We start from the raw sequence: 25,007 nt of genomic DNA on the forward strand, positions 1-25,007 counted from the left end.
CGGATCAGGCGCGAGACCGGGCGGTGCACGGTGTCGCGAGGTGCGGCCGCTCCCCGGTGGTCGATCCCACCCGTTCACGCCAGTCGCGGCCGCCGCCAGTCTACCGGCCGACCCGCCTCCCGAGGGCACGCCGACGACGAGGAGCACGCCCCCGATTGCCTCGACCCGACCGGCGGACGACAGTGGCCGCATGCTCTCCCCCTGGACCCGCGCCCTCGCGGTCGGCGCAGCAGCCGGCAGCCGTGCCTCGCTCGGCTTCACCGCACCCCTGCGCCTCACCGGGCGCCCCGCCCTCGCCGCCGTGCACGCGCTCGGTGTCGTCGGCGAGCTCGTCGGCGACAAGCTGCCCATGGCGCCCAGCCGGCTCGACCGCGGCGGACCGGTCGTCCGGGCCGTCGCCGGCGCCGTGGGCGGCGCGACCGTCGCCGTCGCGGCGCGTCGTGCCGACGACGCGCTGGGCGCCGGGCACGTGGCATTCGCTGCCGCGCTCGGTGCCGCCGCGTCCCTCGCCGGGACCTACGGGGGCGCGACGTGGCGACGGTTCGTCGCCGAGCGCGGGCTGCCCGACTGGCCCGCCGCGCTCGCGGAGGACGCCGTGGCCCTCGGTCTCGCGCGGGTCGGCCTGCGCGAGGTCGGCTGAGCCCGCGGCGTCCGGCGACCGGCGTCAGCCGATCGTCGCCGTGCGCCCCTCGACCGTCAGCCCGTCGCGTGCGACGCGGCCCACGACGTCGACGAGCAGGCTCCGCTCGGCGACCTTGATGCGCTCGTGCAGGCTCTCCTCGTCGTCGCCGTCCTCGACGGGCACGGCGACCTGCGCGACGATCGGGCCGCTGTCGACACCGGCGTCGACGACGATCACCGAGCAGCCCGACACCTTGACCCCGTAGGCGAGGGCGTCACGCACCCCGTGCGCCCCCGGGAACGAGGGCAGCAGCGCGGGGTGGGTGTTGAGGATCCGTCCGCCGAACCGTGCCAGGAACGGCTCACCGACCAGCTTCATGAAACCGGCCGCGACCACGAGGTCCGGGGCGAACACGTCGACGGCCTGCGTCAGCGCGGCGTCCCACGCGGACCGGTCGGCGAAGTCGCCCAGCCGGACCACGGCCGTCGGGACCCCCGCGTCCTGCGCGAGGTCCAGCGCACCGACGCCCGGGCGGTCCGTCACCACACCGACGACGCGGCCGCCGTACGCCGGGTCGTCGTGCACCGCGAGCAGCGCGGCGAGGTTCGACCCGCCGCCCGACGCGAGGACGACGATGCGGGTGGACGAGGCGGTCGGCACGGCGTGGCCCGAGGGTGTCTGCACGCCGACACCCTACGCGGGCTGCCTCCCCAGGGTGCGGCGCAGCCACGGACCGATCCCGAGCAGCCGCCAGCCCACCGCGAGGACGACCCCGACGCCAACCTCGGCCGCCGCCCAGGCGCCCGTGCGCCACGCGTCCGCACCGACCTGGACGAGGACGCCCGGGCCGGCCGCACCGTTCGCCAGCCCTTCCAGCCCGACCACGAGCAGTCCCGCCGTCGCGGCCGCCACGACCACCGAGACCACCAGTCCCGACCACGAGGTCCCGCCGGCGTACGCGTGCGACCGCCACAGGAACCCACCGGCGACCACCCCGAGGACGACGACCACGAGCGGCGCGAGGACGGACACGTCGTTCGTCCAGCCCGCCCCGGGCAGCACCCCGACGACCGGCAGCGCCGGGAGCGCACCCTCGACGTGGGCCGTCGTCGCGTACAGCGAGTCGGTCCCGATCCCGAACCCCGGGCCCACGACCCAGGCCGCGGCCCACGCCACGAGGTTCGGCACGAGCGCGAGCTGCGCGACCGCGAGCACCCCGCCGCCGACCACGCCGGGGTCGAGCAGGCGCAGCACGTCGGCGACCGTGGAACGCCCCGACACGGCCCACACGACCACCAGCAGCCCGGCGACCGCGACGAGCAGCAGCACGGCGACGAGCCCGGCCACGAACCCGCGGCGCAGGCCGTCGAACCAGGGGGCGCCGATCCACCGCACGCGACGGAGGACGGCGTCCTGCGCCGCCAGCGCCCGCTCGCCGACGGTCGGGCCGCGCCCGGACGCGCTGGACCCGAGCGTGAACGCGGTCGCTGCGAGGAGCGCCGCGCCCACGGCACCGCGCCAGACCGCACCGGGTGCCACGGCCGTCGTGAGCAGCGACGCGCCGGCGACCACCCCGGTGTAGAGCACGACGGCGAGCAGGAGCGGCAGGGCCGACGGGCGCAGGGTGCGCCGGGCGGCGCGGTACCCGACGAGCAGGCTGAGCGCGGTGACGCCCAGGGGGACGATCGTGAGCGTCACGCCACCGGTCACGAGGGGGACGCCCTGCGCGGCGAGCCATACCGCACCCGTCACCTGGGCCGTGCGTCCCCAGCCCGACCCGCTCGACGGCGGGCTCGCGACGAGGACGGCGCCCACGACGACCGCGACGACCACGAGCGGCAGGACGACCGTCTGGACGACCACGCCGACCGCCGCCACGACCTGCTGGGTCCGGGCACCGCGGCCCGAGCCGTCGTCCGTGCGGCCGGTGCGACGTCGCAGCCCCCGCAGTCCGCGTCGCGGGGCGTCCGGCTCCGCGTCGATCGTGCGTGCCCGGGGCGACCGGGTGGGGGTGGTGGAGCTCACGGGGCAATCGTCGCGCACGGCGGGGTCGTGGTGGTGCAGGAGCCGCGGCGGGTCGGCGCGGCGGGTCGGCACGACGACGGGCCGCCGGGGCGAGCGGTGCTCGGCCCCGACGGCCCGTCGGGTGGTGCTGCCCGGCGTGCGTCACGCCGGGATCGTGCTGCGACTCACGCCTGGGTGAGGATCTCCCGCATGAGCGCGGCGGTCTCGGACGGCGTCTTGCCGACCTTCACGCCGGCGGCCTCGAGGGCCTCCTTCTTCGCAGCCGCGGTGCCGGACGAGCCGGACACGATGGCGCCCGCGTGGCCCATCGTCTTGCCCTCGGGGGCGGTGAAGCCCGCGACGTAGCCGACGACCGGCTTCGTGACGTTCTCCTTGATGAAGGCCGCGGCACGCTCCTCGGCGTCGCCGCCGATCTCGCCGATCATGACGATCGCCTTCGTGTCGGGGTCGGCCTCGAACGCGGCGAGCGCGTCGATGTGCGTGGTGCCGATGATCGGGTCGCCGCCGATGCCGATGGCGGTCGAGAACCCGAAGTCCCGCAGCTCGTACATCATCTGGTAGGTCAGCGTGCCGGACTTCGACACGAGACCGATCGGGCCGGAGCCCGTGATCGTCGCCGGGGTGATGCCGACGAGCGACTCGCCCGGGGTGATGATGCCGGGGCAGTTCGGGCCGATGATCCGGGTCGTGTTGCCCTTCTCGGTCGCGTAGGCCCACGCCTCGGCGGAGTCCTCGACGGGCACGCCCTCGGTGATGACGACGAGCAGCGGGATCTCGGCGTCGATGGCCTCGATCATCGCGGCCTTCGTGAAGGCGGCGGGGACGAACGCGATCGACACGTCCGCGCCCGTCTTCTCCATCGCCTCGGCCACCGAGCCGAAGACGGGGAGCTCGACGGCGTTGCCGTCCTTGTCGGTGTGGTTCACGGTGGTGCCGGCCTTGCGGGCGTTCACGCCGCCGACGACCTGCGTCCCGGCCTTGAGCATGAGGGCGGTGTGCTTGGTGCCCTCACCGCCCGTGATGCCCTGGACGATGACCTTGGAGTCCTTGTTGAGGAAGACAGACATCGTTGCTCGGTTCCCTTACTTCGCAGCCAGCGCGGCGGCCTTGTCGGCGCCCTCGTCCATGGTGCTCGCCAGCGTGACGAGCGGGTGGGCGGCCTCCGCGAGGATGCGGCGGCCCTCCTCGACGTTGTTGCCGTCGAGACGCACGACGAGCGGCTTGTTCGCCTCGTCGCCGAGGATCTCGAGCGCCTTGACGATGCCGTTCGCGACGGCGTCGCACGCGGTGATGCCGCCGAAGACGTTCACGAACACCGACTTGACCTGCGGGTCGTTGAGGATCACGTCGAGCCCGGCAGCCATGACGGACGCCGAGGCGCCGCCGCCGATGTCGAGGAAGTTGGCGGGCTTCACGCCGCCGTGGTTCTCACCGGCGTACGCGACGACGTCGAGGGTGCTCATGACGAGACCCGCGCCGTTGCCGATGATGCCGACCTCGCCGTCTAGCTTGACGTAGTTGAGGTCGCTGGCCTTCGCCTTGGCCTCGAGCGGGTCGGCCGCGGCCTTGTCCTCGAGCTCCTCGTGCTCCGGGTGACGGAAGCCGGCGTTCTCGTCGAGCGAGACCTTGCCGTCGAGCGCGACGATCGAGCCGTCCGCCGTCTTGACGAGGGGGTTGACCTCGACGAGCGTCGCGTCCTCCTCCTTGTAGACGGTCCAGAGCTTCTGGATGACGTCGGCGATCTGCGGGGCGACGTCGGCGTCGAAGCCCGCGGCCTCGACGATCTCCTGCGCCTTGGCCGCGTCGATGCCGGTGAGGGCGTTGACCTCGATGCGCGCGAGCGCCTCGGGGCGCTCGACCGCGAGCTGCTCGATCTCCATGCCGCCCTCCTTGCTCGCCATGGCGAGCAGCGAGCGGTTGGACCGGTCGAGCAGCACGGAGAAGTAGTACTCCTCCGCGATCTGCGCGCCCTGGGCGATCATCACGCGGTGGACCGTGTGGCCCTTGATGTCCATGCCGAGGATCTCGGACGCCTTCTCGGCTGCCTCGTCCGCGGTCTTGGCGAGCTTGACGCCGCCGGCCTTGCCGCGACCGCCGACCTTGACCTGCGCCTTGACGACCACCACGCCGTCCTGACCACCGGTCAGCTTCGTTGCGCCTTCGCGGGCCTCTTCGGGGGTCGTCGCGACGACGCCGCCCAGCACGGGCACGCCGTGCTTCTCGAAGAGGTCGCGCGCCTGGTATTCGAACAGGTCCACCCTGGTGCGTCCTTCCATCGACGGAGATTCAACAGTGTCTCGACGTCGAGACAGCCGTGTTCCAGGTTAGACCTGCCGCGCGGCGCGACCGGCCGCAGGCGCCCTCTCGACGCCGCCTGGACGCCGCCGAGTGACGAGCGCCACATGCTCGCGCGCTCTCGTCGCCGTGCGGACACCCGGCGGACACTCGACGTCAACATGTCTTGACATCGATGGCTCGTCAACGTAACTTGACACCATGTCCGACGATCCCTCCCGCGCCCCGGCCGACCTCACGCACGCCGCCGCCGGCGACGACCCCGCAGCCGGGCTCCGGGCCGTCAGGGCGCTGCGCGTCCTCGCGGACCGGCTCGAGGCCCTCCAGGTACGTCGGGCCCGTGCGCTCGGGTGGTCGTGGCAGGAGATCGCGGACCAGCTCGGCGTCACCCGACAAGCAGTGCACCAACGGTTCGGCCGACAGGACCGGACCGGGTGAACCCACCCCGGTCACCACGCACCGCACCCGACACCACCACAGCCCGTCACCACCGCAGACAGGAGCCGACCATGTTCGCCCGATTCACCCACGACGCCCGCGCGGCCGTCAGTCGCGCCGTCGACGACGCCACCCCGACCTCCCCCGTCGACAGCACCGCACTGCTGCTCGCGCTGGCGGCGCTCGCCGACGAGGGCGACACCGGACCGGGCAGCGTCGTGCTGCGCGACGCCGGGCTCGACCGTGCCCGTCTCGCCACGGCGGCCCGTGCCGGCGCCCCGACGACGGCTGACGGCACGACCGCCGACGGGACGACCGCCGGCACGGCGTCGGCCGACGTCCTCGACGCGGAACTCGACGCCGACGCGCTGGCCTCGCTCGGCATCGACCTGGACGCCGTGCGCGCGCACGCGGACGCCGTGTTCGGCGCCGGGGCGCTCGACGCCCCGGCGCCCTCGGAGGCCCGTCGGGGCCGGCGGCCCCGGGGACGTCTGACCTCCGACGCGAAGCGTGCGCTCGAGCTCGCGCTGCGCGAGGCGGGACGGCTGCACGACAAGCAGCTCACGAGCGCGCACCTGCTGCTCGGCCTCCTGCGGGACGCGGACTCCCCCGCGTCCCGCACGCTCGCGGCGGCCTCGGCCGACGTCCCCGCGCTGCGGGCGGCCGCCGAGCGCGCCCGCGACCGCCGGACGGGACGCGCTGCCTGACGCCTGTGGGCGGCGGCCCGGCTACCGCCCGGAGACCGTCTTGAGAGCGTCCTCGACGACGCCTGCGTACACGGGGATGCCCTTCATGTTCGGGTGCGTCCGGTCCGGGTGCAGGAGGCCGGGCTCGCTCTTCGCCGCAGAGCACCAGTCCGCGACCACGACGTTGGGGTAGCGGCCCGCGATCTTCGCGAGCTCCTTGTTGGCGTCCGGCACCCAGTAGGACACCCCGACGGTGTTGACCAGGACGACCTTGCGGTCCGGGCCGAGGATCGCGAGGACCTTCTCGAGCGCCTTGTCCGAGCCCGCGAACTGGAAGCCGCCGTTCGTCCCGAAGTTGAGGACGACGTAGGGGCGGAGCTTGCCCGCGTCGGCCGCCTTCTGGACGATCGCGGGCGCGTCGACCCACTTGCGGATGGGCACGGCGTCGAGCGCGATGCCCGGGAACGCCTGAAGCAACGCGGGCGCGGCGCCCGACATCACCGAGTCGCCGAAACCGATGACCTGCTTGCCGTCGACCGCGCCGTGGACGACGAGCGGGCTCGCCGCGTCGTCTCCCGCGCCGGTGCCCGGCGCGGTCGGGATCCGCGACGGGTCGGAGGACGGGCTCTTCTGCGCGTTCCCGCGCGACGCCCTCCCGCCCGTCGTCGGGCTCGCCGTCGGGTCGGGCGTCGGGTGGGGCGTCGGGGCGGTCGCGGGGTCGACGCCGTCCGTCTCCACACCCGTCGTGTCGATGGCGGCCATGCCCGCTTCGACGGACCGCTGCGCGCTGGTCTCGGCCGGCGCCGTCGCGACCGCGCACCCGGCGACCACCACGAGCCCGACGACGCCGGCGACGGCGACGGGCGCGAGCCGCGCGCCGGGTCGGCGCACCGCCCCGGTCGCGCGGTGCCACACGGCGCGGAACCCGTCGCGACGGATCGGCGTCTCCACCCACCGGTAGGAGGCGGCGGCCACGAGGAGCGTCACGGCGACGCCGATCGCGGTCGCGAGCCACCAGGTCGACGTCCCGGGGAACGCGTCGAAGGCGCCCCAGACGACGAGCAGAACGGGCCAGTGCCACAGGTACAGCCCGTACGAGCGGACGCCGACCCAGGTCAGCGGCGACCAGCCGAGGAGTCGCAGGTAGCCGCCGGCGCGGCCGGTGCAGCCCGCGACCGCGAGCATCGCGAGGGCGGAGCCGAGCAGGATCCCGCCGCGGTACGCGAACGTCATGTCGGTGCGCAGGAACCGCATCTCGACGACGAGCGCCACGAGCGCGAGCGCGGGGACCCAGGACGCGACGGCGCGCGGCAGGAGCTCGCGCCCGCTCCCCCACCACAGCGCCGCGGCGACGCCGATCAGCAGGCCGAACACGTGGGTGTCGGTGCCGTAGTAGACGCGGGTCGGGTCGGCCCCCGGCGAGTACAGCGCCGCCATGAGGACGGCCGACCCCAGCGCCGCGGCGAGCACGACGGCGGTGCACGCCCGGCCGCCCCGCACGAGGGCGATGAGCACGGCGAGCACGACGGGCCACACGAGGTAGAACTGCTCCTCGATCGCGAGCGACCAGAAGGTCTGGAAGATCAGCGGCGACGTCTGGTCGAAGTAGCTGGACCCGGCGACGACCTCCACCCAGTTGCTCGTGAACGTCGCGGCGCCGAACGTCTGCCGGCCGATGTGGACGAGCAGGTCGGGCTCGACGAGGCGTGCAGCGACGATGCTCGTGACGACGACGACCACGAGCGCGGGCACGAGCCGTCGCACGCGCCGCATCCAGAACGCGGGCAGGTTCAGGCGGTGGCGCGTCTGCAGCTCGCGCAGTAGGAGCGTCGTGATGAGGAAGCCGCTGACCGCGAAGAACACGTCCACGCCGAGGAATCCGCCGGGAAGCCAGGTGGGCTGGACGTGGTAGACGATCACGGCGATGACGGCGACGGCACGCAGCCCGTCGAGCCCGGGCACCCTGCCGCTGCGCCGCCCCGACCGCCCTGTCCCGGTCGACGGGGCTGCGGCGCGCGGCGGCGACTGCGGTGGTGCCGGCGGCGGCGGCTGTCGCAGCGACGGTGGGGGCGGGGGCGGCGGGGGGCCGGCCACGGGCACCTCCTTCGTGGGCAGGCGGGCGTCCGCTCCCACGGTAGGACGCGTCAGGTGCTCTGCACAGCCCCCGCACGGCGCGTCCCGAGAACGACCTCAGGGCGCCCCGATCGAGGAGCAGGAGGTTGCCCGGGCTGCCCCGTCAGAGCTTGGTGACGGGTGAGAAGCGCAGCAGCAGACGCTTGGTGCCGTCGCCCCCGAAGTCGACCTTCACGACGGCGTTGCGCCCGACGCCCTCGAGCGCGACGACCGTCCCGAGCCCGTAGGCGTCGTGCGTGACCTTGTCGCCCACGTCGAGGTTCGGGATGCTCGCGTCGTCCCGGGGCGTCGCGGACCCGAACGACGGCCCGCCCTCCTGCCCGCCCCGCCCGCCGACGCCGCCGCTGCGCGCGGCCGCCCCGGAGCGGCGGAACCCGGAGCGGGGTGCGGCCGACGACCCCCAGCCGCCGCCCCACCCCAGGGAACCGCCACCGCGCAGCGTCTGCATCGACGACTCGCGCCGCCTCCAGTCGACGAGCTCCTCAGGGATCTCGTCGAGGAACCGGGACGCGGGGAACTCGTTGGCCATGCCCCAGGCGGAGCGCACGGCGGACCGCGACATGTAGAGGCGCTGGCGGGCGCGCGTGATGCCGACGTACGCGAGGCGGCGCTCTTCGGCGAGCTCGGTGTCGTCGTGCAGGGACCGCATGTGCGGGAAGGTGCCGTCCTCGAGCCCGGTGAGGAACACGACGGGGAACTCGAGGCCCTTGGCGGTGTGCAGGGTCATGAGGGTGACGACGCCGGGGTCGCGGCGTGCCGCACCGAGCCCGTCGCCCTCCCCGTCGCCGTCGTTCGGGTCACCGCCGTCGTCCGCGGGGATCTGGTCGGAGTCGGCGACGAGCGAGACGCGCTCGAGGAAGTCCGCGAGGGTGCCCTCGGGCTCGGCCTCCTCGAACTCGGCGGCGACGGCGTGCAGCTCGGCGAGGTTCTCGACGCGACCGGCGTCCTGCGGGTCTTCCGACGCGCGCAGCTCGGCGAGGTACCCGGACCGGTCGAGCACCGCGCCGAGCACCTCGGCGGGGCCGACTCCGCTCGCGGCGAGCTCGCGCAGCCCGGACATGAGGTCGCGGAACCCTTCGAGGGGGCGCAGCGACCGCGTCGTCATGCCGGGGATCTCGTCGAGGCGGTCGAGCGCCGCACCGAACGAGATGCGCTCGCGCTCGGCGAAGACGGCGACGAGCGCCTCCGTGCGGTCGCCGATGCCGCGGCGGGGGACGGACAGGACGCGGCGCAGGTTCACGTCGTCGTCGGGGTTGGTGACGGCGTGCAGGTACGCCACGGCGTCCTTGACCTCGCGCCGCTCGTAGAAGCGGGTGCCGCCGACGACCTTGTACGGGAGGCCGACGCGGATGAGGACTTCTTCGAGCGCGCGGGACTGCGCGTTGGTGCGGTAGAAGATCGCGACGTCGCCGGGCCGGACGCCGTCGCTGTCGCCGAGGCGGTCGATCTCCTCGGCGACGAACCGGGCTTCTTCGTGCTCGTTGTCGGCGACGTACCCGACGATCTGCGGGCCGGCGCCGGAGTCGGTCCAGAGGCGCTTGGGCTTGCGGTCGGGGTTGCGGGCGATGACGGCGTTGGCGGCGGACAGGATGGTCTGCGTGGACCGGTAGTTCTGCTCGAGGAGCAGGGTCCGCGCGGCCGGGTAGTCGGCCTCGAACTCGAGGATGTTGCGGATGGTGGCGCCGCGGAACGCGTAGATGGACTGGTCGGCGTCACCGACGACGGTGAGCTCGGCGGGCGGCACGACGCCCGCGTGGCGCCCTTCCCGGAGGTCCCCCTCGACGGTCTCGTCGACCTCGCCCCCCACGGTCCTGGTGGTGCCGACGCCCGCGAGCTCGCGCACGAGGACGTACTGGGCGTGGTTGGTGTCCTGGTACTCGTCGACGAGGATGTGCCGGAACCGGCGCCGGTAGTGCTCCGCGACCGCGGGGAACGCCTGCAGCAGGTTGACGGTCGTCATGATGAGGTCGTCGAAGTCGAGCGCGTGCGCCTGCGCGAGCCGCGCCTGGTAGCGCGTGTAGACGTCGGCGAGGACGCCGTCGAACTCGTTGCTGCGGGGTACCCCGGCGACACCGTCTGCGGTCGCCGCGCCCGACGTCGACCGGTACGTGTCGGGGTCGACGAGCTCGTTCTTGAGGTCGGAGATCTTGTTCGCGAGCGAACGCGGCGGGTACTTCTTCGCGTCGAGGTCGAGCTCGCGGCACACGAGCGTGACGAGCCGCAGCGAGTCGGCGGCGTCGTAGATCGAGAACGTGGAGCGCAGGCCGAGCTGGTCGTGCTCGGCACGCAGGATCCGGACGCACGCGGAGTGGAACGTGGAGACCCACATGCGCCGTGCCACGGGGCCGACGAGCGCCTCGACGCGCTCGCGCATCTCGGCGGCAGCCTTGTTGGTGAACGTGATCGCGAGGACCTCGCCCGGGCGGGCGCGGCGGGTGGCGAGGGCGTAGGCGATGCGGTGGGTCAGGACGCGCGTCTTGCCCGACCCGGCACCGGCGACGATGAGGAGCTGCCCGCCCTCGTGCAGGACGGCCTCGCGCTGCTGCGGGTTGAGCCCTTCGAGCAGCGAGTCGGGCTCGTGCACGGACGGGCCCGCAGGCACCGTCGGGCCAGGGACGGGCGACGGTCCGTCGACCGCGGCGGCACGGGTCCCGGGGCGCGCGGCGGGGCGCGTGACACCGGGCAGGGGGAGGTCGTCGAAGAGAGAGTTCATCGCGGCACCAGCCTAGGCGTCCGGGCCGACAGACGACGCCGCCCGGCAGGTCGGCGTCGCGGGCACTTGAATGGGGCCATGAGCCAACACGTCGAGGAAGGCACGCGGTCCCTGGTCCGGGAGCACCGGGGGACGGAGGCGTCCAGCCCACGGTCCGTGCGGTGCGACGACGGCCTGTGGGCCGCCGTGAAGGCCCGGGCCGAGGCGGACGGCGTGACGATCAACTACGCGGTCGGGGTGCTCCTGGAGGGGTACGCGTCCGACGCGGTGCGCCTCGAGCTCCCTCCGCCGACCGATGACCCTGCGGTCACCGGGGGGACGCGGAGCTCGGTGAGCTCGCTGCGGGTGGCCGACACCGTCTGGGCCGCCGCGAAGGCGCGGGCGGCCGGGGAGGGACTGACGATGAACGCGGTGGTCAACCGGATCCTCGGGGGCTACCACGACGGGCTCCTGCGACTGCCGACGGTCGTGCTGTACTTCGCGCCCACCGGGCGCCCCTCCGAGGCGTGAAGGTCAGGTCAGCGCGACGCCGACGAGCCACGCGGACGTCGCGAGCAGCGCCCCGGCGAGCTGGACGACGATCGTGATGCCGGTCGCGACCATCGCGGCGACGGTAGCCGCCCACGCGGCCCGCAGGTCCCGCCGTCGCAGCAGCTCGACGACGAGCACCCCGAGCACGAACCCGAGCGGCAGCCCGACGACCGGGACGACGAAGAACCCGACGACGCCGACGACGCCGCCGATCGCGAGCGTGATCCAGGGGACCTCGGCGCGGCGCAGGTGCCGTGCCCCGAGGACGAGCTGCGCGACCTCCGCGACGGCGACGCACGCGAGCGCCACGCCGAAGCAGACCCAGGCCGTCGTCCCGCCGGTGAGGATCGCCCAGACGAGGATCGCGCCCAGCACGAGCAGGTTCCCGGGCAGCACCTGGACGACCACGCCGACCAGCCCGAGCAGGATCACGATCCCGACGACGACCTCGCCGCCGGAGCTCACGGCCTCCCCGCCCTGGCCGCCCGGGCGTTGCGGCTCACCAGAAGACGGCGATGACGATGTTCGCGATCGTGAGGCCGCCGACGGCGTGCTTCATCCAGGCGGGCGCGCGGTCGCCCTTGCGCTGCACGAGGAAGGCCAGGACGGTGATGACGAGCGCGACGACGAGCTTGACGGCGAGCTTGCCGTCCGGGAACGGGTGCCCGAGGACGTCCGGGTTCGACTCGATCACGCCCATCATCACGATCCCCGAGACGAGGGCGGTCGCCGCGCCGTGGAAGACGCCCTTCGGGAGCCCGGGCTTGCGGATGCTCACGAGGTACCCACCGAGGACGATCGCCCAGCCGATGAAGTGGAGGACGGCAAAGACTTCAACGAGGATCTTCATGGTGGCCGATCGTAGTTTGCTGACACCTGTGTCGTAAAACCAGGGGGCCGATTCGCCCCGAGATCTTCCGGGACGCGCAGCACACGGCCCACGAACCGCGCAGCCGCGTCCGCGATCCAAGACACCTGTCCATGATCTGGACGCGTGGTTCCACCTCTCGGGATCGCCAGGTACCGTCGTCACCATGACCGCACTCGCACCCCGTACGACGGCACCGGCTGCCCAGCCGGCACGGCCGACGTCCGCGGCGTGCCACGGCACCCTCATGTGCCTGTGCCCGGTCGCAACGTGTTGTTGTTGACCAGCCCTACCTCGGACCTGCCGCACCGCGGCACCATCCCCCCGAGCGAGGGCGCGCGAGTGCGGACCTCGTCTCCCCCCGGGAATCGCTGAGGCTCCACCACCCGCGCGTGCTCGCGGCCACAAGGAGCACGATGACCACGCCCGCACCCCCCGCCCGCGCGGACCGCGCCGCACGCCCCGCCGGCGAGCGTCCCGCGCGTCCCGCGGCCCGTCCCCACGGGCAGTGGAAGGTCGACGGCACCACCCCGCTCAACGGCAACGAGAAGTGGAAGCAGGAGGACGGCGGCCTCTCCGTGCGCGCACGGATCGAGGAGACGTACTCCAAGCAGGGCTTCGGCTCGATCACGGACGACGACCTCCACGGGCGTTTCCGCTGGTGGGGCCTCTACACCCAGCGCAAGCCGGGCATCGACGGCGGCAAGACCGCCACGCTCGAGCCGCACGAGCTCGAGGACGAGTACTTCATGCTCCGGGTGCGGATCGACGCCGGCGCCCTGACCACCGACCAGCTCCGCGTGATCGCGGGGATCTCGCGCGACTTCGGGCGTGACACCGCCGACATCACGGACCGGCAGAACATCCAGCTCCACTGGGTCGAGGTGGAGAGCGTCCCCGAGATCTGGCGCCGCCTCGAGGCCGTCGGTCTGGGTACCACCGAGGCCTGCGGCGACGTGCCGCGCGTCGTCCTCGGCAGCCCCGTCGCGGGCGTCGCCGCGGACGAGCTGCTCGACATCGGCCCCGTCGTCGACGGCATCACCGAGAAGTACCTCGGCGTGCCCGAGCTCGCGAACCTGCCGCGCAAGTTCAAGACCGCGATCACCGGGCACCCCAGCCAGGACGTCGTGCACGAGATCAACGACGTCGCGTTCGTCGCGCACCGCCACCCGGTGCTCGGCGTCGGGTTCGACCTGTGGGTCGGTGGCGGCCTGTCCACCAACCCGCGGCTCGGCGAGCGCCTGGGCGTGTTCGTCACCGAGGAGCAGGTGCCCGACGTGTGGCACGGAGTCGCACAGATCTTCCGCGACTACGGCTACCGCCGGCTGCGCAACAAGGCCCGCCTGAAGTTCCTGCTCGCCGACTGGGGGCCCGCGAAGTTCCGCGAGGTCCTCGAGACGGAGTACCTCGGCTACGCCCTGCCGGACGGCCCGCCCGCACCGCGTCCCACGACGCCGGGCGACCACATCGGCGTCCACAAGCAGAAGGACGGCCGCAACTACGTCGGCGCCGCGCCCTACGTCGGCCGCGTGTCCGGCCAGATCCTCGCCGACGTCGCGGACCTCGCGGAGTCCGTCGGCTCGGGTCGCGTGCGGCTCACCCCCCACCAGAAGCTCCTCGTGCTCGACGTCCCCGACGCGCATGTCGAGCACGTCGTCGGCCGCCTCAAGGAGCTCGGCCTCGACGCGAACCCCAGCCCGTGGCGCCGCAGCACCATCGCGTGCACCGGCATCGAGTACTGCAAGCTCGCGATCGTCGAGACCAAGGCCACGGCGTCGGCGGCGGTCGACGAGCTCGAGAAGCGGCTGGGCGACCTGTCGCACCTCAAGCCCGTGAGCCTCAACATCAACGGCTGCCCCAACTCGTGCGCCCGCATCCAGACGGCCGACATCGGCCTCAAGGGCCAGATCATCACCGTCGACGGCGAGCAGGTCCCCGGGTTCCAGGTGCACCTGGGCGGCGGGCTCGCGTCCGAGGACCGTGACGAGGCCGGCCTCGGCCGGACCGTCCGCGGCCTCAAGGTCGCCGCGTCCGAGCTGCCCGACTACGTCGAGCGGGTCGTGCGACGGTTCGACGCCGAAGGGGCCGAGGGCGAGACGTTCGCCCAGTGGGCCCACCGCGCGGACGAGGAGGCGCTCCAGTGACCACCGAGCAGACGACCGAGCAGACCCCGACACCGGCCGACAACCCGCTGGCCGCCCTGCGGGCCGCCGCACAGGCGCGCACGCAGGCGCGCGCCACGGCGAAGGCCGCCGATGCGGAGCGACGGGCCGCGCAGGCGCGCCCGAAGCGCTCGGCCGCCGAGCTCCGAGAGATCGTGCGGCGCGGCCAGGCCGAGCTGCACGGTCCGGGCTGGCCGGGCGCCGCGCCCGACGCGACCCGCGAGGCCACCGCCGAGGAGGTCGTCGCCTGGGCCGTCCGCGAGTTCGGCGACTCGATCGCCGTGGCGTGCTCGATGGCCGACGCCGTGCTCCCGCACGTCGTCGCCGCGACCAAGCCGTGGGTCGACGTCCTGTTCCTCGACACCGGCTACCACTTCGCCGAGACGTACGGGACACGTGACGCCGTCGAGACGTCGATGGACGTCACCATCGTCGACGTCACCCCGAAGCAGACCGTCGCCGAGCAGGACGCCGCGCACGGCAAGGACCTCTGGTCGCGCGACCCCGGCCTGTGCTGCGCGCTGCGCAAGGTCGAGCCCCTGCACGACCGGCTCGCCGGGTACGAGGTGTGGGTCACGGGCGTGCGCCGCGACGAGGCGCCCACCCGCACCACGACGCCGCTCGTCACGTGGGACGAGAAGAACGGGCTGGTGAAGATCAACCCGCTCGCCGCGTGGTCGTTCGACGAGCTGCTCGCCTACGCGACCGCGCACCAGGTCGTCCTCAACCCGCTGCTCAACGACGGCTACCCGTCCATCGGGTGCGCGCCCTGCACCCGGCGCGTCGCGCCCGGCGAAGACCCCCGGGCCGGCCGCTGGGCCGGTCTCGACAAGACCGAGTGCGGGCTGCACGTATGACCGCCACCGACATCCCGCTCGCCGACCCGACGGAGACCACCGCCGTGCCCACCACAGCCCTCGCGCCCACGGACACCACGTCCGAGGCCCGCCGGCTCAGCCAGCTCCAGGCCCTGGAGTCCGAGTCGATCCACATCTTCCGCGAGGTCGTCGCCGAGTTCGAGCGGCCCGTGCTGCTGTTCTCCGGCGGCAAGGACTCCGTGGTCATGCTGCATCTCGCGACCAAGGCGTTCGCGCCGTCGCCCGTGCCGTTCCCCGTCCTGCACGTCGACACCGGGCACAACTTCCCCGAGGTGCTCGCGTACCGCGACGCGACCGCCGAGCGCCTGCGCCTGCGGCTCGAGGTCGCGAGCGTCCAGGACTACATCGACGACGGTCGCCTCCGCGAGCGCGCCGACGGCACCCGCAACCCGCTGCAGACGCAGCCGCTGCTCGACGCCATCACCGGCCACAAGTTCGACGCGGTCTTCGGCGGCGGTCGCCGCGACGAGGAGAAGGCGCGCGCCAAGGAGCGCGTCTACTCGCTGCGCGACGAGTTCGGCCAGTGGGACCCGCGCAACCAGCGCCCCGAGCTGTGGAACCTGTACAACGGTCGCCACCGCCCGGGCGAGCACGTGCGCGTCTTCCCGCTGTCGAACTGGACCGAGCTCGACATCTGGGAGTACATCGCGGCGGAGGGCATCGCCCTGCCCGAGCTGTACTACGCCCACGAGCGCGAGGTGTTCGACCGGGACGGCATGCTCCTCGCCGTGAGCCCCGTGTCGCTGCCGCGCACCGACGCCGAGGCCGCGAGCGTCCGCACCGAGACGGTCCGCTACCGGACGGTCGGCGACATGTCCTGCACGGGCGCCGTCGCGTCCGACGCGTACGACGTCGCCGCGGTCATCGCCGAGGTGGCGACCACCCGCATCACGGAGCGTGGCGCGACCCGCGCCGACGACCGCCTGTCCGAAGCCGCCATGGAAGACCGCAAGAAGGAGGGCTACTTCTGATGGGTACCCCCACCCGCTCCGTCAGCACGCCCGCCACGAGCGACCGTGGCACCAGCACGCTGCTGCGCCTCGCCACCGCCGGCTCCGTCGACGACGGCAAGTCCACGCTCGTCGGCCGCCTGCTGTTCGACTCCAAGTCCGTCCTCGCCGACCAGCTCGACGCCGTCGAGCGGGTCAGCCGTGACCGCGGCCTCGAGTCGGCCGACCTCGCGCTGCTCACCGACGGCCTGCGCGCCGAGCGCGAGCAGGGCATCACGATCGACGTGGCCTACCGCTACTTCGCCACCGCGAAGCGGTCGTTCATCCTCGCCGACTGCCCCGGGCACGTGCAGTACACGCGCAACACGGTCACCGGCGCGTCCACGGCCGACGTCGTCGTCCTGCTCATCGACGCCCGCAAGGGCCTGCTCGAGCAGACGCGCCGCCACCTGGCCGTCGCGAGCCTGCTGCGCGTCCCGCACGTGGTCGTCGCCGTGAACAAGATCGACCTGGTCGACTGGTCGCAGGCGCGCTACGACGAGCTCGCTGCCGAGATCCGGACGGTCGCGGCGTCCCTCGGGGTCGCGGACGTCCACACCGTCCCCGTGTCCGCGCTGCTCGGCGACAACGTCGTCGACCGGGGCGAGCACACGCCCTGGTACGACGGCCCGACGCTGCTCGACCTCCTCGAGGTGCTGCCGACCGGCGACGACCCCGAGGTCGAGGCGTTCCGCCTGCCCGTCCAGGTCGTCCTGCGGCCCCAGGGCGCTCCCGCGCCCGGCCACGACCACGACCTGTTCCGCGACTACCGCGGGTACGCCGGCCAGGTCGCGTCCGGCGTGGTCAAGGTCGGCGACGAGGTCGTCGTGCTCCCCAGCGGGCGCCGCACCACGGTCGTCGGCATCGACACGGCCGACACGCTCGCCGACGGCGACGACCCGTTCGCCGGGCTGCCCGAGGCGTTCGCCCCGCAGTCGGTCACGCTGCGCCTCGCGGACGACGTCGACATCGCCCGCGGCGACCTCATCGCCGCCGCGTCCGACGTCCCCGAGACCACGCAGGACGTCGAGGGCACCGTGGCGTGGCTGTCCGGGTCGCCGCTGCGGCCGGGCGCGCGCGTCCTGCTCAAGCACACGACCCGCACGGTCCAGGCCGTCGTCAAGGACGTGGCCGGGCGCCTCAACCTCGACACCGCCGAGCTGGACCCCGCGGACCAGCTCGAGCTCAACGACATCGGTCACGTCACGCTGCGCCTCGCGCAGCCGGTCGCGGCCGAGGAGTACCTCGTCTCCCGGCGCACGGGCGCCTTCCTCCTGATCGACGGCCAGGACGGCGGCACCCTCGCCGCCGGGATGGTCGGTGACGCACTGGCTGCTGCGCGATGTCCTGCGCAGCGCCCGGTCCAGTACGTCATCTGACTCAGGCATCCCGGCGTCCGTCCCGGACGCGGCCCGTGTCGATGACGGGCTGGCCGGCGCTGCGGCCCGCAAGACCGCGCACCGCCCTGCCAGACCCGAGAACTCACCGACAAGGAACACACCATGACCGTCCGTCACCCCCACCCGCCCAGTTCCTCCTCCGCCACCGCACGCGCGCCGCGACGCCGGCGCCGGCTCAGCGCGGCGCTCGCCCTCCCGCTCGCGGCCGTCCTCGCCGCGTCGCTCGGCGCGTGCTCGTCGGACGACGCGTCGGGCAAGGCGTCCGACCAGGGCCCGGCGTCCGCACTCCGCCTCGGCTACTTCGCGAACGTCACGCACGCCCCCGCCGTCGTCGGGGTCGCCGAGGGCACCTTCCAGAAGGACCTCGGCTCCACGAAGCTCTCGACGCAGATCTTCAACGCCGGCCCGGCCGCGATCGAGGCGCTCAACGCCGGGGCTATCGACGCCGCGTTCGTCGGCCCGAACCCGGCGATCAACGCGTACGTGAAGTCGCACGGCGACGCGATCCGCATCGTCGCCGGTGCGGTCTACGGCGGCGCGCAGCTCGTCGTCCAGCCCGACATCACCAGCGCCGCCGACCTCAAGGGCAAGGACCTCGCGACCCCGCAGCTCGGCGGCACGCAGGACGTCGCGCTCCGCAGCTGGCTCACCGACCAGGGCCTCAAGAACTCGGTGAGCGGCGGCGGGGACGTCACCATCACGCCCACGGACAACGCGCAGACCCTCCAGCTCTTCCAGGACAAGAAGATCGACGGCGCCTGGGTGCCCGAGCCGTGGGCGTCGCGCCTCGTGCTCGACGGGGGCGGCAAGGTCCTCGTCGACGAGAAGACGCTGTGGCCCGAGGGCAAGTTCCTCACGACCAACCTCATCGTGTCGAAGAAGTTCCTCGACGAGCACCCCGAGACGGTCAAGGGCCTCGTCCAGGGCGAGGTCGACGCCGTGAAGTGGATCCAGGACAACCCCGACGAGGCGCCGAAGGTCGTCAACGAGCAGATCGAGAAGCTCAGCGGCAAGTCGCTGTCCGACGACGTGATCACGCGCGCGTGGGCGAACATCACGACGTCCGTGGACCCGCTCGCGAGCACGCTGCAGGAGGTCCAGGACCACGGCGTGACCGCGGGGACCACCCAGAAGGCCGACCTCAAGGGCATCTACGACCTGCGGATCCTGAATTCGATCCTCACGGCCGACGGCCAGCCCACCGTGTCCGCCGGCGGGCTCGGCGAGGAGTAGGCACCCGCCCGCACCGCGCCCGCAGCACCTTCGCAGCACCCAGGAGCACGCATGACCACCACCGACGCCACCACCGAGCCCGCCGAGGCCGCCCCCGGGGCGGTGCCCGCCGACGGGCCCGCACCGGCCGTCCGGGTCTCCGACGTCACCAAGCGGTTCTCGTCGTCGGGCCCCGCCGTCCTCGACGGGGTCAGCATCGACATCCGCCCCGGTGAGTTCGTGTGCCTCCTGGGGGCATCGGGCTGCGGGAAGTCGACGCTCCTGGGCATCGTCGCTGGCCTCGACCGTCCCACCTCCGGGACGGTCGAGGTCGGGGGCGCCCCGGCCAAGGCCGGTCGGGCGTCGCTCATGTTCCAGGAGTCGGCGCTGTTCCCCTGGCTCACCGCGCGCCGGAACATCGAGCTCGCGCTCAAGCTGAACGGCGTGGGCCGCGCGACCCGTGCCGAGCGGGCCACCGAGCTGCTCGACCTCGTGCGGCTCTCCAGCGCGGGCGACAAGCTCGTGCACGAGCTGTCCGGCGGCATGCGCCAGCGCGTCGCCCTGGCCCGCGCGCTCGCGCAGGACTCCCCCGTCCTGCTCATGGACGAGCCCTTCGCGGCGCTCGACGCCATCACCCGCGACCTGCTCCACGACGAGCTCGAGCGCATCTGGCGCGAGACCGGCCGCACCATCGTCTTCATCACCCACAACGTCCGGGAGGCGGTGCGGCTCGGGCAGCGCGTCCTGCTCATGTCGTCCCGCCCGGGCCGCATCGTGCGCGAGTGGCCCGTCGTCGTGACCGGCGAGCGGCGCATCGAAGCGCCCGAGGTCGCCGCGCTCGCCGCGGAGATCACGACCCACCTGCGCGAGGAGATCCGCCGCCATGCCCACTGACCTCTCCGCCGAGACCTCGCGCGACACCCCGCGCGACACCCTGGGTGCGCTCGAGGCCGGCCTCGACGCGCTCCAGACCGACGCTCGCGACCGCGACCCGTGGCCCCGGCGCCTCGGCCGTTCCGTGCTGCCGCCGGTGCTGGCCGTCGTGATCCTGCTCGCGATCTGGCAGGTCGTGTACGCGCTGCACATCAAGCCCGACTACGTCATTCCCGGTCCTGCACAGGCGTGGGACACCGCGTCCCGCCTGTGGGACGACGGATCGCTGCAGCGCGCCGTGTGGACGAGCCTGTCGCGCGGCGTGATCGGCTTCGTCGCGTCCGTGATCATCGGCACCCCGCTCGGCATCGTCGTGGCGCGCGTGCGGTGGGTGCGCGTGGCGTTCGGCCCGATCATCTCGGGCCTCCAGGTGCTGCCGTCCGTCGCCTGGGTGCCGGCCGCGATCATCTGGTTCGGCCTGTCGGACGCCACGGTCTACTTCGTGGTCCTCATGGGCGCGACGCCGTCGATCATCAACGGGATCGTCGGCGGGGTCGACCAGGTGCCGCCGCTGCTGCGCCGCGCCGGTCTCGTGCTGGGCGCCGGGCCCGTCCAGCTCGTGCGGCACGTCATCCTGCCCGCCGCCCTCCCCGGGTACGTCGCCGGGCTCAAGCAGGGCTGGGCGTTCTCGTGGCGCTCCCTCATGGCCGCAGAGATCATCGCCGTGGGCGGCTCGCTCGGGTTCGGGCTCGGTTCGCTGCTGTCCCAGGGCCGCGACCTGGCCGACATGACCGTGGTGTTCGTCGCGATCGTGGCGATCCTGCTCGTCGGCATCCTCATCGAGATGGCGTTCTTCGCGCCGGTCGAGAAGCGGCTGCTGCGCCGCCGTGGTCTGCTGCAGTCGTGAGCGTGGACGACCCGACCTACCCCCTCGGGCTGCGGCTCGCCGGACGACGGGTCGTCGTCGTGGGAGCCGGACCGGTCGCGGCGCGACGCCTGACCGCCCTGGTCGACGCGCACGCGGACGTGCTGGTGATCGCCCCGACGGCGGACGACGCCGTGGCGCGCCTCGCCGCGGCCGGCACCGTCACCTGGGAGCCCCGCCCGTACGCGTCCGGTGACCTCCACGGTGCCTGGCTCGTGCACGCGGCGACGGGCGACCCTGCTGTCGACGAGCAGGTCGCGGCAGACGCCGAGGCCGACCGCGTGCTGTGCGTCACTGCCGGCGACGCCGGGCTCGGGACCGCCTGGGTGCCCGCGGTGGCCCGCACCACCACCGAGGACGGCGCCACCGTCACCGTCGCGGTGCAGGCCGGGGGCGACCCGCGCCGTGCCGTCGCGCTGCGCGACGCCGTCCGCGCCGCGCTCGACGCCGGCACGCTCCCGCTGCGGCGGTACCGTACGCACCGCTCCGCCGCGCCCGCGCGTGCGGCGGTCGGGCACGTCGCCCTCGTGGGCGGGGGCCCGGGCGACCCGGGCCTGCTGACGTCGCGGGGCCGCAGGCTCCTCGCGGAGGCGGACGTCGTCGTCGTCGACCGGCTCGCCCCGCGCGCCGTCCTCGGTGACCTGGCTGACGACGTCCTCGTGGTCGACGTCGGCAAGACGAGCGGGCACCACCCCGTCCCGCAGGACGAGATCAACGCGCTGCTCGTCGAGCACGGCCTCGCCGGGCGTCGCGTGGTGCGGCTCAAGGGCGGCGACCCCTACGTGTTCGGGCGCGGGGGCGAGGAGGCGGACGCGTGCCGCGCCGCGGGCGTGCCCGCCGAGGTCGTCCCCGGGGTGACGTCCGCGATCGCCGTCCCGGCCGCCGCCGGGATCCCCGTGACGCACCGTGGGCTGTCGCGCGGCTTCACCGTGCTCACCGGCCACGAGGACGTCGGCAAGGTGCCCGCGGCGCCGGACCACACGGTGATCCTGCTCATGGGCGTCTCGCGGCTCGCGGCGACCGCCGAGGCGCTGGTCGCGAGCGGTCGTGATCCTGCGACGCCCGTCGCCGTCGTCGAGGACGGCTTCGGGCCGCGCCAGCGCACGACGGTCGGCACGCTCGCCACCATCGCCGCCGATGCAGCGCGCACCGGCGTGCGTCCGCCGGCCGTCACGGTCGTCGGCGACGTCGTGACCCGCTGCCCCGAATGGGTGGCCCGGACGGCGAAGGAACGGACAGCCGACTGACCACGCCGCGCGCGGTTGCGCGGAAGCCTCGTCGTCGATGCTCGACAGTCGAGCAAAGCGTTGCCTTCTGCGTCGTACGGGGCTCGAGCGTCACTCGCCCTGGTGGGCTCGATGCCATGTCGCGGGTGTAGCCCCGCGAAAACGTCCAGCTGGCCTTGTGACCGACGGGACGTTTTGGGAGAGGTTTTTGACCGGCGCGCCGTCCGGCGTGTCGCCGCCCCGGCAGGTCCGTCAGAAACGGTCGATTCTGCACGCCCCGTGGGAGCGGCTCAGCTCTCGCACCCCCTCGCGTGCTGACCAGCCGCTCGCCCCGTGCGCGCCAACTGCAAGCAGTCGCTGGCCCAACCTGCCAGCGGGCTACAGGCTGCTGACGCGACACCGAAGGCGGTTACATCACACCAGGCGCATGCGACCTGTCAACGCCGGGGTGGGTTCTAGTCAACGTCGCAACACGGACTGGTCGGACGAGGCTAGCAGCGCGGCGAAGAGCTCGGCCGGGGTGTGGTCCTCGAGGACGAGTCGAGGGCGGGTGTTGATCTCGTTCTCGACGGCGAGCAGGTGCTCGGGCGAGTGGATGGACAGGTCGGTTCCTTTCGGGAAGTACTGGCGCAGGACTCCGTTCATGTTTTCGTTGCTGCCGCGCTGCCACGGGGAGTGGGAGTCGCAGAAGTAGACGGGCGCACCCAGCGTCGCGGTGATCGTCGGGTGCTGGGCCATCTCGGTGCCCTGATCCCAGGTGATCGAGCGCATCAGATCGGCCGGCAGATCGGCCATGCGGGCCGTGATCGCCGTGGCGACGGTCTCGGCGTCGCGTGCGCTCAGGTGCACGAGCCGGACCGTGCGCGTCTGTCGTTCGACGAGAGTCGCGATCGCGGACCCCTGGCCCTTGCCGATGATGAGATCCCCTTCCCAGTGCCCGGCCTGGGACCTATCGGTGGGTTCGAAGCCGCGGTCATGGACCGAGAGCATCGGCTGGGCGAACCGGGGACGACGCTCCTGCCCGGTGCGGTGCGCGCGGCGGTGCTCACGACCAGTGCGCAGCGGTGAACGCCGAGGTGCGGCGACCATCGAGGGGCGCACCAGCGTTGAGCCGTGCTTATAGATCGCCTGATAGATGGACTCGTGGCACAACCACATCGACGGATCGTCGTGGTGCTTGGCGCGCAGATACCTGGAGATCTGCTGCGGGCTCCACCGCTGCGCGAGGAGCTCACCGACGACCTCGCGCAGGCGTGGCACGGTCTCCACCCGTCGCAGCCGACCACGAGCCCGGCGAGCGGCAGCCCGGCGATGGGCGTCGAACGGCCGGTAGCCGCCGCGAATGTGAACGTTGCGGCGCAACTCACGCGAGACCGTCGAGGGCGACCGCCCGATCCGGGCACCCACCGCCCGGATGCTCAAGCCCGCACGTCGCAGGTCCGCGATCTCGATCCGCTCGTCCTGCGTCAGGAAACGGCCGCTGATCTCCCGGACCACGAGCGGGTCCAGCGGCGGCACGAAGCCCACGACCTTGCCCTTGCGGTAGACCTTGTGCCCACGCGACCAGTTCTTCCCCGTCGACCGCGAGACGCCCGTTTCTCGGGCCGCGCCCGCGATGCTCCACCCCCGCGCGCGCAACTCCATGAACCTCGCACGCTTCGCCGACAACGGCCGCCGACCAGGACCTTTCTTCACACGCCTCACCGACGACAACACGACCTCCATGATCGAGGAGTGTTGCGACACCAAGTAGAAACCACCTCGGCACCCGGGGGTCAGTCTTCACGCGGCATCGACACGACCAGAGGCCGAGCTATTTTCCCCCAACAACACGCAGTCGGCCCGTGGCGAACTTTTCGGCCTTCATCGAAGCTCGCCACCGACTACGAGACCGGCATCCCATCAAGTCCGAGATGACTCCGTGGGGATCGCCCGCGGCCATGGCGATATTGCGCCCGTATGGAGACGCCGCCCTTATTGCGATCCGTCGGCACCGCCCACCCGGATAGCCCACCACATACCCAGCAATGCGGACCGCCGGAAAGCAGGAGCGACGTCAAACCTGAAGCACTTCAAGACGGGCCAAAGCGTGCTCAAATTCGCGAATCGCCTCCGCTTGCTCTGACGATGCTGTGTCGAACAACCGCTGCGCCGCTGCACGGCCGTATTCCTCGCTGATCAACCTTCGCGCCTCGATCGTGATCCTCCCGCGACGAACTCCGCCAGCGGCATAGCCAAGGATCAGATCTACGAACGCCGATAACTCCAAGTCGCTCTCAGGAACATCCCGAGGAGATTGAAATACCGAATTCAATCTCTTTGAGGCCTGACTAAATGTACGGTGTCCGCGGCATCGGAGATTCACGGCCGCCTATACCTCCATTCTCTACCAAAAAGAGTGCCACTGATTCCGGGCCGAGTTCAGGATTCCTCCCCGGCTTCCCCTGATGCTCCTCCTCGACGAGCCAGCGACCTGTCGCAGCCGGTATCGCGCGCTCCCGAGATAGCGAGCGTGTGACCCGTAACTTGTTCCATGCTTGGCATAGTGATAGACGAAGGAGCTTTCAGACGACCCGAATGAACCCCTCGAGAAGGTGTGACGAACGGCATTAATTCGTCGCGCGTTGCGAGTGACATATACGGCCGCACGGACACTCTTGATGCCCGAATTAACTCCCCGGTAGGCTTATGTCGCGCGAATGGCGGCAACCAGGACGGCAGCCAGCGCAGCCAGCCAAAGCGCTCCAGCGAAGAGACGCATTTGCCTCCTATTTGGAACGTCCTTTGGTCCCCCGTCTCGCTTGCTACTTGCACGCCACACAACGGTGGCCAAACCGAAATTTCCGACCGCGGTAGCAAAAAACATCCATGGCGCAGCGGGTGACGGCTCCGATGGGGGCGCAAACAACCAGAGTGAACTCGCGAGGGCCGTTGCACCACCAATGAAAATGCCCCCCCACAGCAATGGGTCAGATGGCCGGTTGTCAGACTTGAAGATGGCTCGCCGCCACCCGAGCCCGGAGACGGCCCA

21 protein-coding genes are annotated in these 25,007 nt (G+C 72.5%); 12 read left to right on the top strand and 9 right to left on the bottom strand.

From position 1 onward, the window contains the following. Nucleotides 1–190: 190 nt before the first annotated feature. The gene (locus tag CLV34_RS03235) at nucleotides 191–640 is read left to right on the top strand and encodes a hypothetical protein (protein ID WP_100348764.1); all 450 of its coding nucleotides are present in this window, start codon (nucleotides 191–193) and stop codon (nucleotides 638–640) included. Between the two features lie 24 nt (nucleotides 641–664). Here the strand turns inward: CLV34_RS03235 and purN are convergent, their stop codons facing one another. From purN to sucC, 4 genes are all read right to left on the bottom strand, one after another. Then, nucleotides 665–1,306, bottom strand: a complete 642-nt coding sequence (gene purN / locus CLV34_RS03240; RefSeq protein ID WP_100348765.1) for a phosphoribosylglycinamide formyltransferase — start codon at nucleotides 1,304–1,306, stop codon at nucleotides 665–667. Between the two features lie 9 nt (nucleotides 1,307–1,315). Then, nucleotides 1,316–2,647, bottom strand: a complete 1,332-nt coding sequence (locus tag CLV34_RS03245) for a cell division protein PerM (protein ID WP_157803678.1) — start codon at nucleotides 2,645–2,647, stop codon at nucleotides 1,316–1,318. A gap of 164 nt (nucleotides 2,648–2,811) precedes the next feature. Continuing rightward, complete coding sequence (gene sucD / locus CLV34_RS03250) at nucleotides 2,812–3,714, bottom strand: succinate--CoA ligase subunit alpha (protein WP_100348767.1); 903 nt, start codon at nucleotides 3,712–3,714, stop codon at nucleotides 2,812–2,814. Between the two features lie 15 nt (nucleotides 3,715–3,729). After that, entirely contained in the window at nucleotides 3,730–4,905 is a 1,176-nt protein-coding gene (gene sucC / locus CLV34_RS03255; protein ID WP_100348768.1) for an ADP-forming succinate--CoA ligase subunit beta, read from the bottom strand. Between the two features lie 238 nt (nucleotides 4,906–5,143). Between sucC and CLV34_RS03260 the strand changes: the two genes are divergently transcribed. Next, nucleotides 5,144–5,380, top strand: a complete 237-nt coding sequence (locus CLV34_RS03260; RefSeq protein WP_100348769.1) for a helix-turn-helix domain-containing protein — start codon at nucleotides 5,144–5,146, stop codon at nucleotides 5,378–5,380. 71 nt (nucleotides 5,381–5,451) lie between these two features. Continuing rightward, nucleotides 5,452–6,087, top strand: coding sequence for a Clp protease N-terminal domain-containing protein (locus CLV34_RS03265; RefSeq protein WP_100348770.1), 636 nt, complete (start codon nucleotides 5,452–5,454; stop codon nucleotides 6,085–6,087). A 21-nt stretch (nucleotides 6,088–6,108) separates the two neighbouring features. Here the strand turns inward: CLV34_RS03265 and CLV34_RS03270 are convergent, their stop codons facing one another. Continuing rightward, nucleotides 6,109–8,028: an acyltransferase family protein gene (locus CLV34_RS03270; protein WP_245858944.1), complete on the bottom strand. Its 1,920-nt coding sequence runs from the start codon at nucleotides 8,026–8,028 to the stop codon at nucleotides 6,109–6,111. Between the two features lie 274 nt (nucleotides 8,029–8,302). Further along, nucleotides 8,303–10,912 (bottom strand): DNA helicase PcrA, encoded by a 2,610-nt coding sequence (pcrA, locus tag CLV34_RS03275; RefSeq protein ID WP_100348771.1) that lies wholly within the window; start codon nucleotides 10,910–10,912, stop codon nucleotides 8,303–8,305. Between the two features lie 78 nt (nucleotides 10,913–10,990). On the opposite strand from pcrA, the gene CLV34_RS03280 reads away from it, so the two are divergent. Beyond that, nucleotides 10,991–11,422: a hypothetical protein gene (locus tag CLV34_RS03280; RefSeq protein ID WP_100348772.1), complete on the top strand. Its 432-nt coding sequence runs from the start codon at nucleotides 10,991–10,993 to the stop codon at nucleotides 11,420–11,422. 3 nt (nucleotides 11,423–11,425) lie between these two features. Here the strand turns inward: CLV34_RS03280 and CLV34_RS03285 are convergent, their stop codons facing one another. Both CLV34_RS03285 and CLV34_RS03290 read right to left on the bottom strand, forming a co-directional pair. Next, complete coding sequence (locus tag CLV34_RS03285) at nucleotides 11,426–11,908, bottom strand: DUF456 domain-containing protein (RefSeq protein WP_100348773.1); 483 nt, start codon at nucleotides 11,906–11,908, stop codon at nucleotides 11,426–11,428. 34 nt (nucleotides 11,909–11,942) lie between these two features. Beyond that, nucleotides 11,943–12,293, bottom strand: a complete 351-nt coding sequence (locus tag CLV34_RS03290) for a hypothetical protein (RefSeq protein ID WP_100348774.1) — start codon at nucleotides 12,291–12,293, stop codon at nucleotides 11,943–11,945. A gap of 434 nt (nucleotides 12,294–12,727) precedes the next feature. Here CLV34_RS03290 and CLV34_RS03295 point away from each other — a divergent pair, with 434 nt between their 5' ends. The 8 genes from CLV34_RS03295 to cobA all read left to right on the top strand — a co-directional run bounded on the left by CLV34_RS03295 (nucleotide 12,728) and on the right by cobA (nucleotide 21,997). After that, entirely contained in the window at nucleotides 12,728–14,455 is a 1,728-nt protein-coding gene (locus CLV34_RS03295; protein WP_100348775.1) for a nitrite/sulfite reductase, read from the top strand. A 170-nt stretch (nucleotides 14,456–14,625) separates the two neighbouring features. Continuing rightward, complete coding sequence (locus tag CLV34_RS03300) at nucleotides 14,626–15,330, top strand: phosphoadenylyl-sulfate reductase (RefSeq protein ID WP_425436176.1); 705 nt, start codon at nucleotides 14,626–14,628, stop codon at nucleotides 15,328–15,330. Then, nucleotides 15,327–16,322: a sulfate adenylyltransferase subunit CysD gene (gene cysD / locus CLV34_RS03305; protein ID WP_100348776.1), complete on the top strand. Its 996-nt coding sequence runs from the start codon at nucleotides 15,327–15,329 to the stop codon at nucleotides 16,320–16,322. The genes CLV34_RS03300 and cysD overlap by 4 nt, the downstream gene beginning before the upstream one ends. Further along, entirely contained in the window at nucleotides 16,322–17,719 is a 1,398-nt protein-coding gene (locus tag CLV34_RS03310) for a sulfate adenylyltransferase subunit 1 (protein WP_100348777.1), read from the top strand. Before cysD ends, CLV34_RS03310 begins: the two co-directional genes overlap by 1 nt. Before the next feature lie 123 nt (nucleotides 17,720–17,842). Continuing rightward, nucleotides 17,843–18,973: an ABC transporter substrate-binding protein gene (locus CLV34_RS03315; protein WP_100348778.1), complete on the top strand. Its 1,131-nt coding sequence runs from the start codon at nucleotides 17,843–17,845 to the stop codon at nucleotides 18,971–18,973. Between the two features lie 51 nt (nucleotides 18,974–19,024). Beyond that, nucleotides 19,025–19,846 (top strand): ABC transporter ATP-binding protein, encoded by an 822-nt coding sequence (locus CLV34_RS03320; protein WP_100348779.1) that lies wholly within the window; start codon nucleotides 19,025–19,027, stop codon nucleotides 19,844–19,846. After that, nucleotides 19,836–20,732 (top strand): ABC transporter permease, encoded by an 897-nt coding sequence (locus CLV34_RS03325; RefSeq protein WP_100348780.1) that lies wholly within the window; start codon nucleotides 19,836–19,838, stop codon nucleotides 20,730–20,732. Before CLV34_RS03320 ends, CLV34_RS03325 begins: the two co-directional genes overlap by 11 nt. Then, nucleotides 20,729–21,997 carry a uroporphyrinogen-III C-methyltransferase gene (cobA, locus tag CLV34_RS03330; protein ID WP_100348781.1) on the top strand — a complete coding sequence of 423 codons (1,269 nt, stop codon included), beginning with the start codon at nucleotides 20,729–20,731 and terminating at the stop codon, nucleotides 21,995–21,997. Before CLV34_RS03325 ends, cobA begins: the two co-directional genes overlap by 4 nt. A gap of 438 nt (nucleotides 21,998–22,435) precedes the next feature. Here the strand turns inward: cobA and CLV34_RS03335 are convergent, their stop codons facing one another. Continuing rightward, the gene (locus CLV34_RS03335) at nucleotides 22,436–23,701 is read right to left on the bottom strand and encodes an IS30 family transposase (protein WP_245858945.1); all 1,266 of its coding nucleotides are present in this window, start codon (nucleotides 23,699–23,701) and stop codon (nucleotides 22,436–22,438) included. Nucleotides 23,702–25,007 lie beyond the last annotated feature (1,306 nt).

It is taken from the genome of Luteimicrobium subarcticum (assembly GCF_002798015.1).
In the GTDB taxonomy this organism is placed as follows: domain Bacteria; phylum Actinomycetota; class Actinomycetes; order Actinomycetales; family Cellulomonadaceae; genus Luteimicrobium; species Luteimicrobium subarcticum.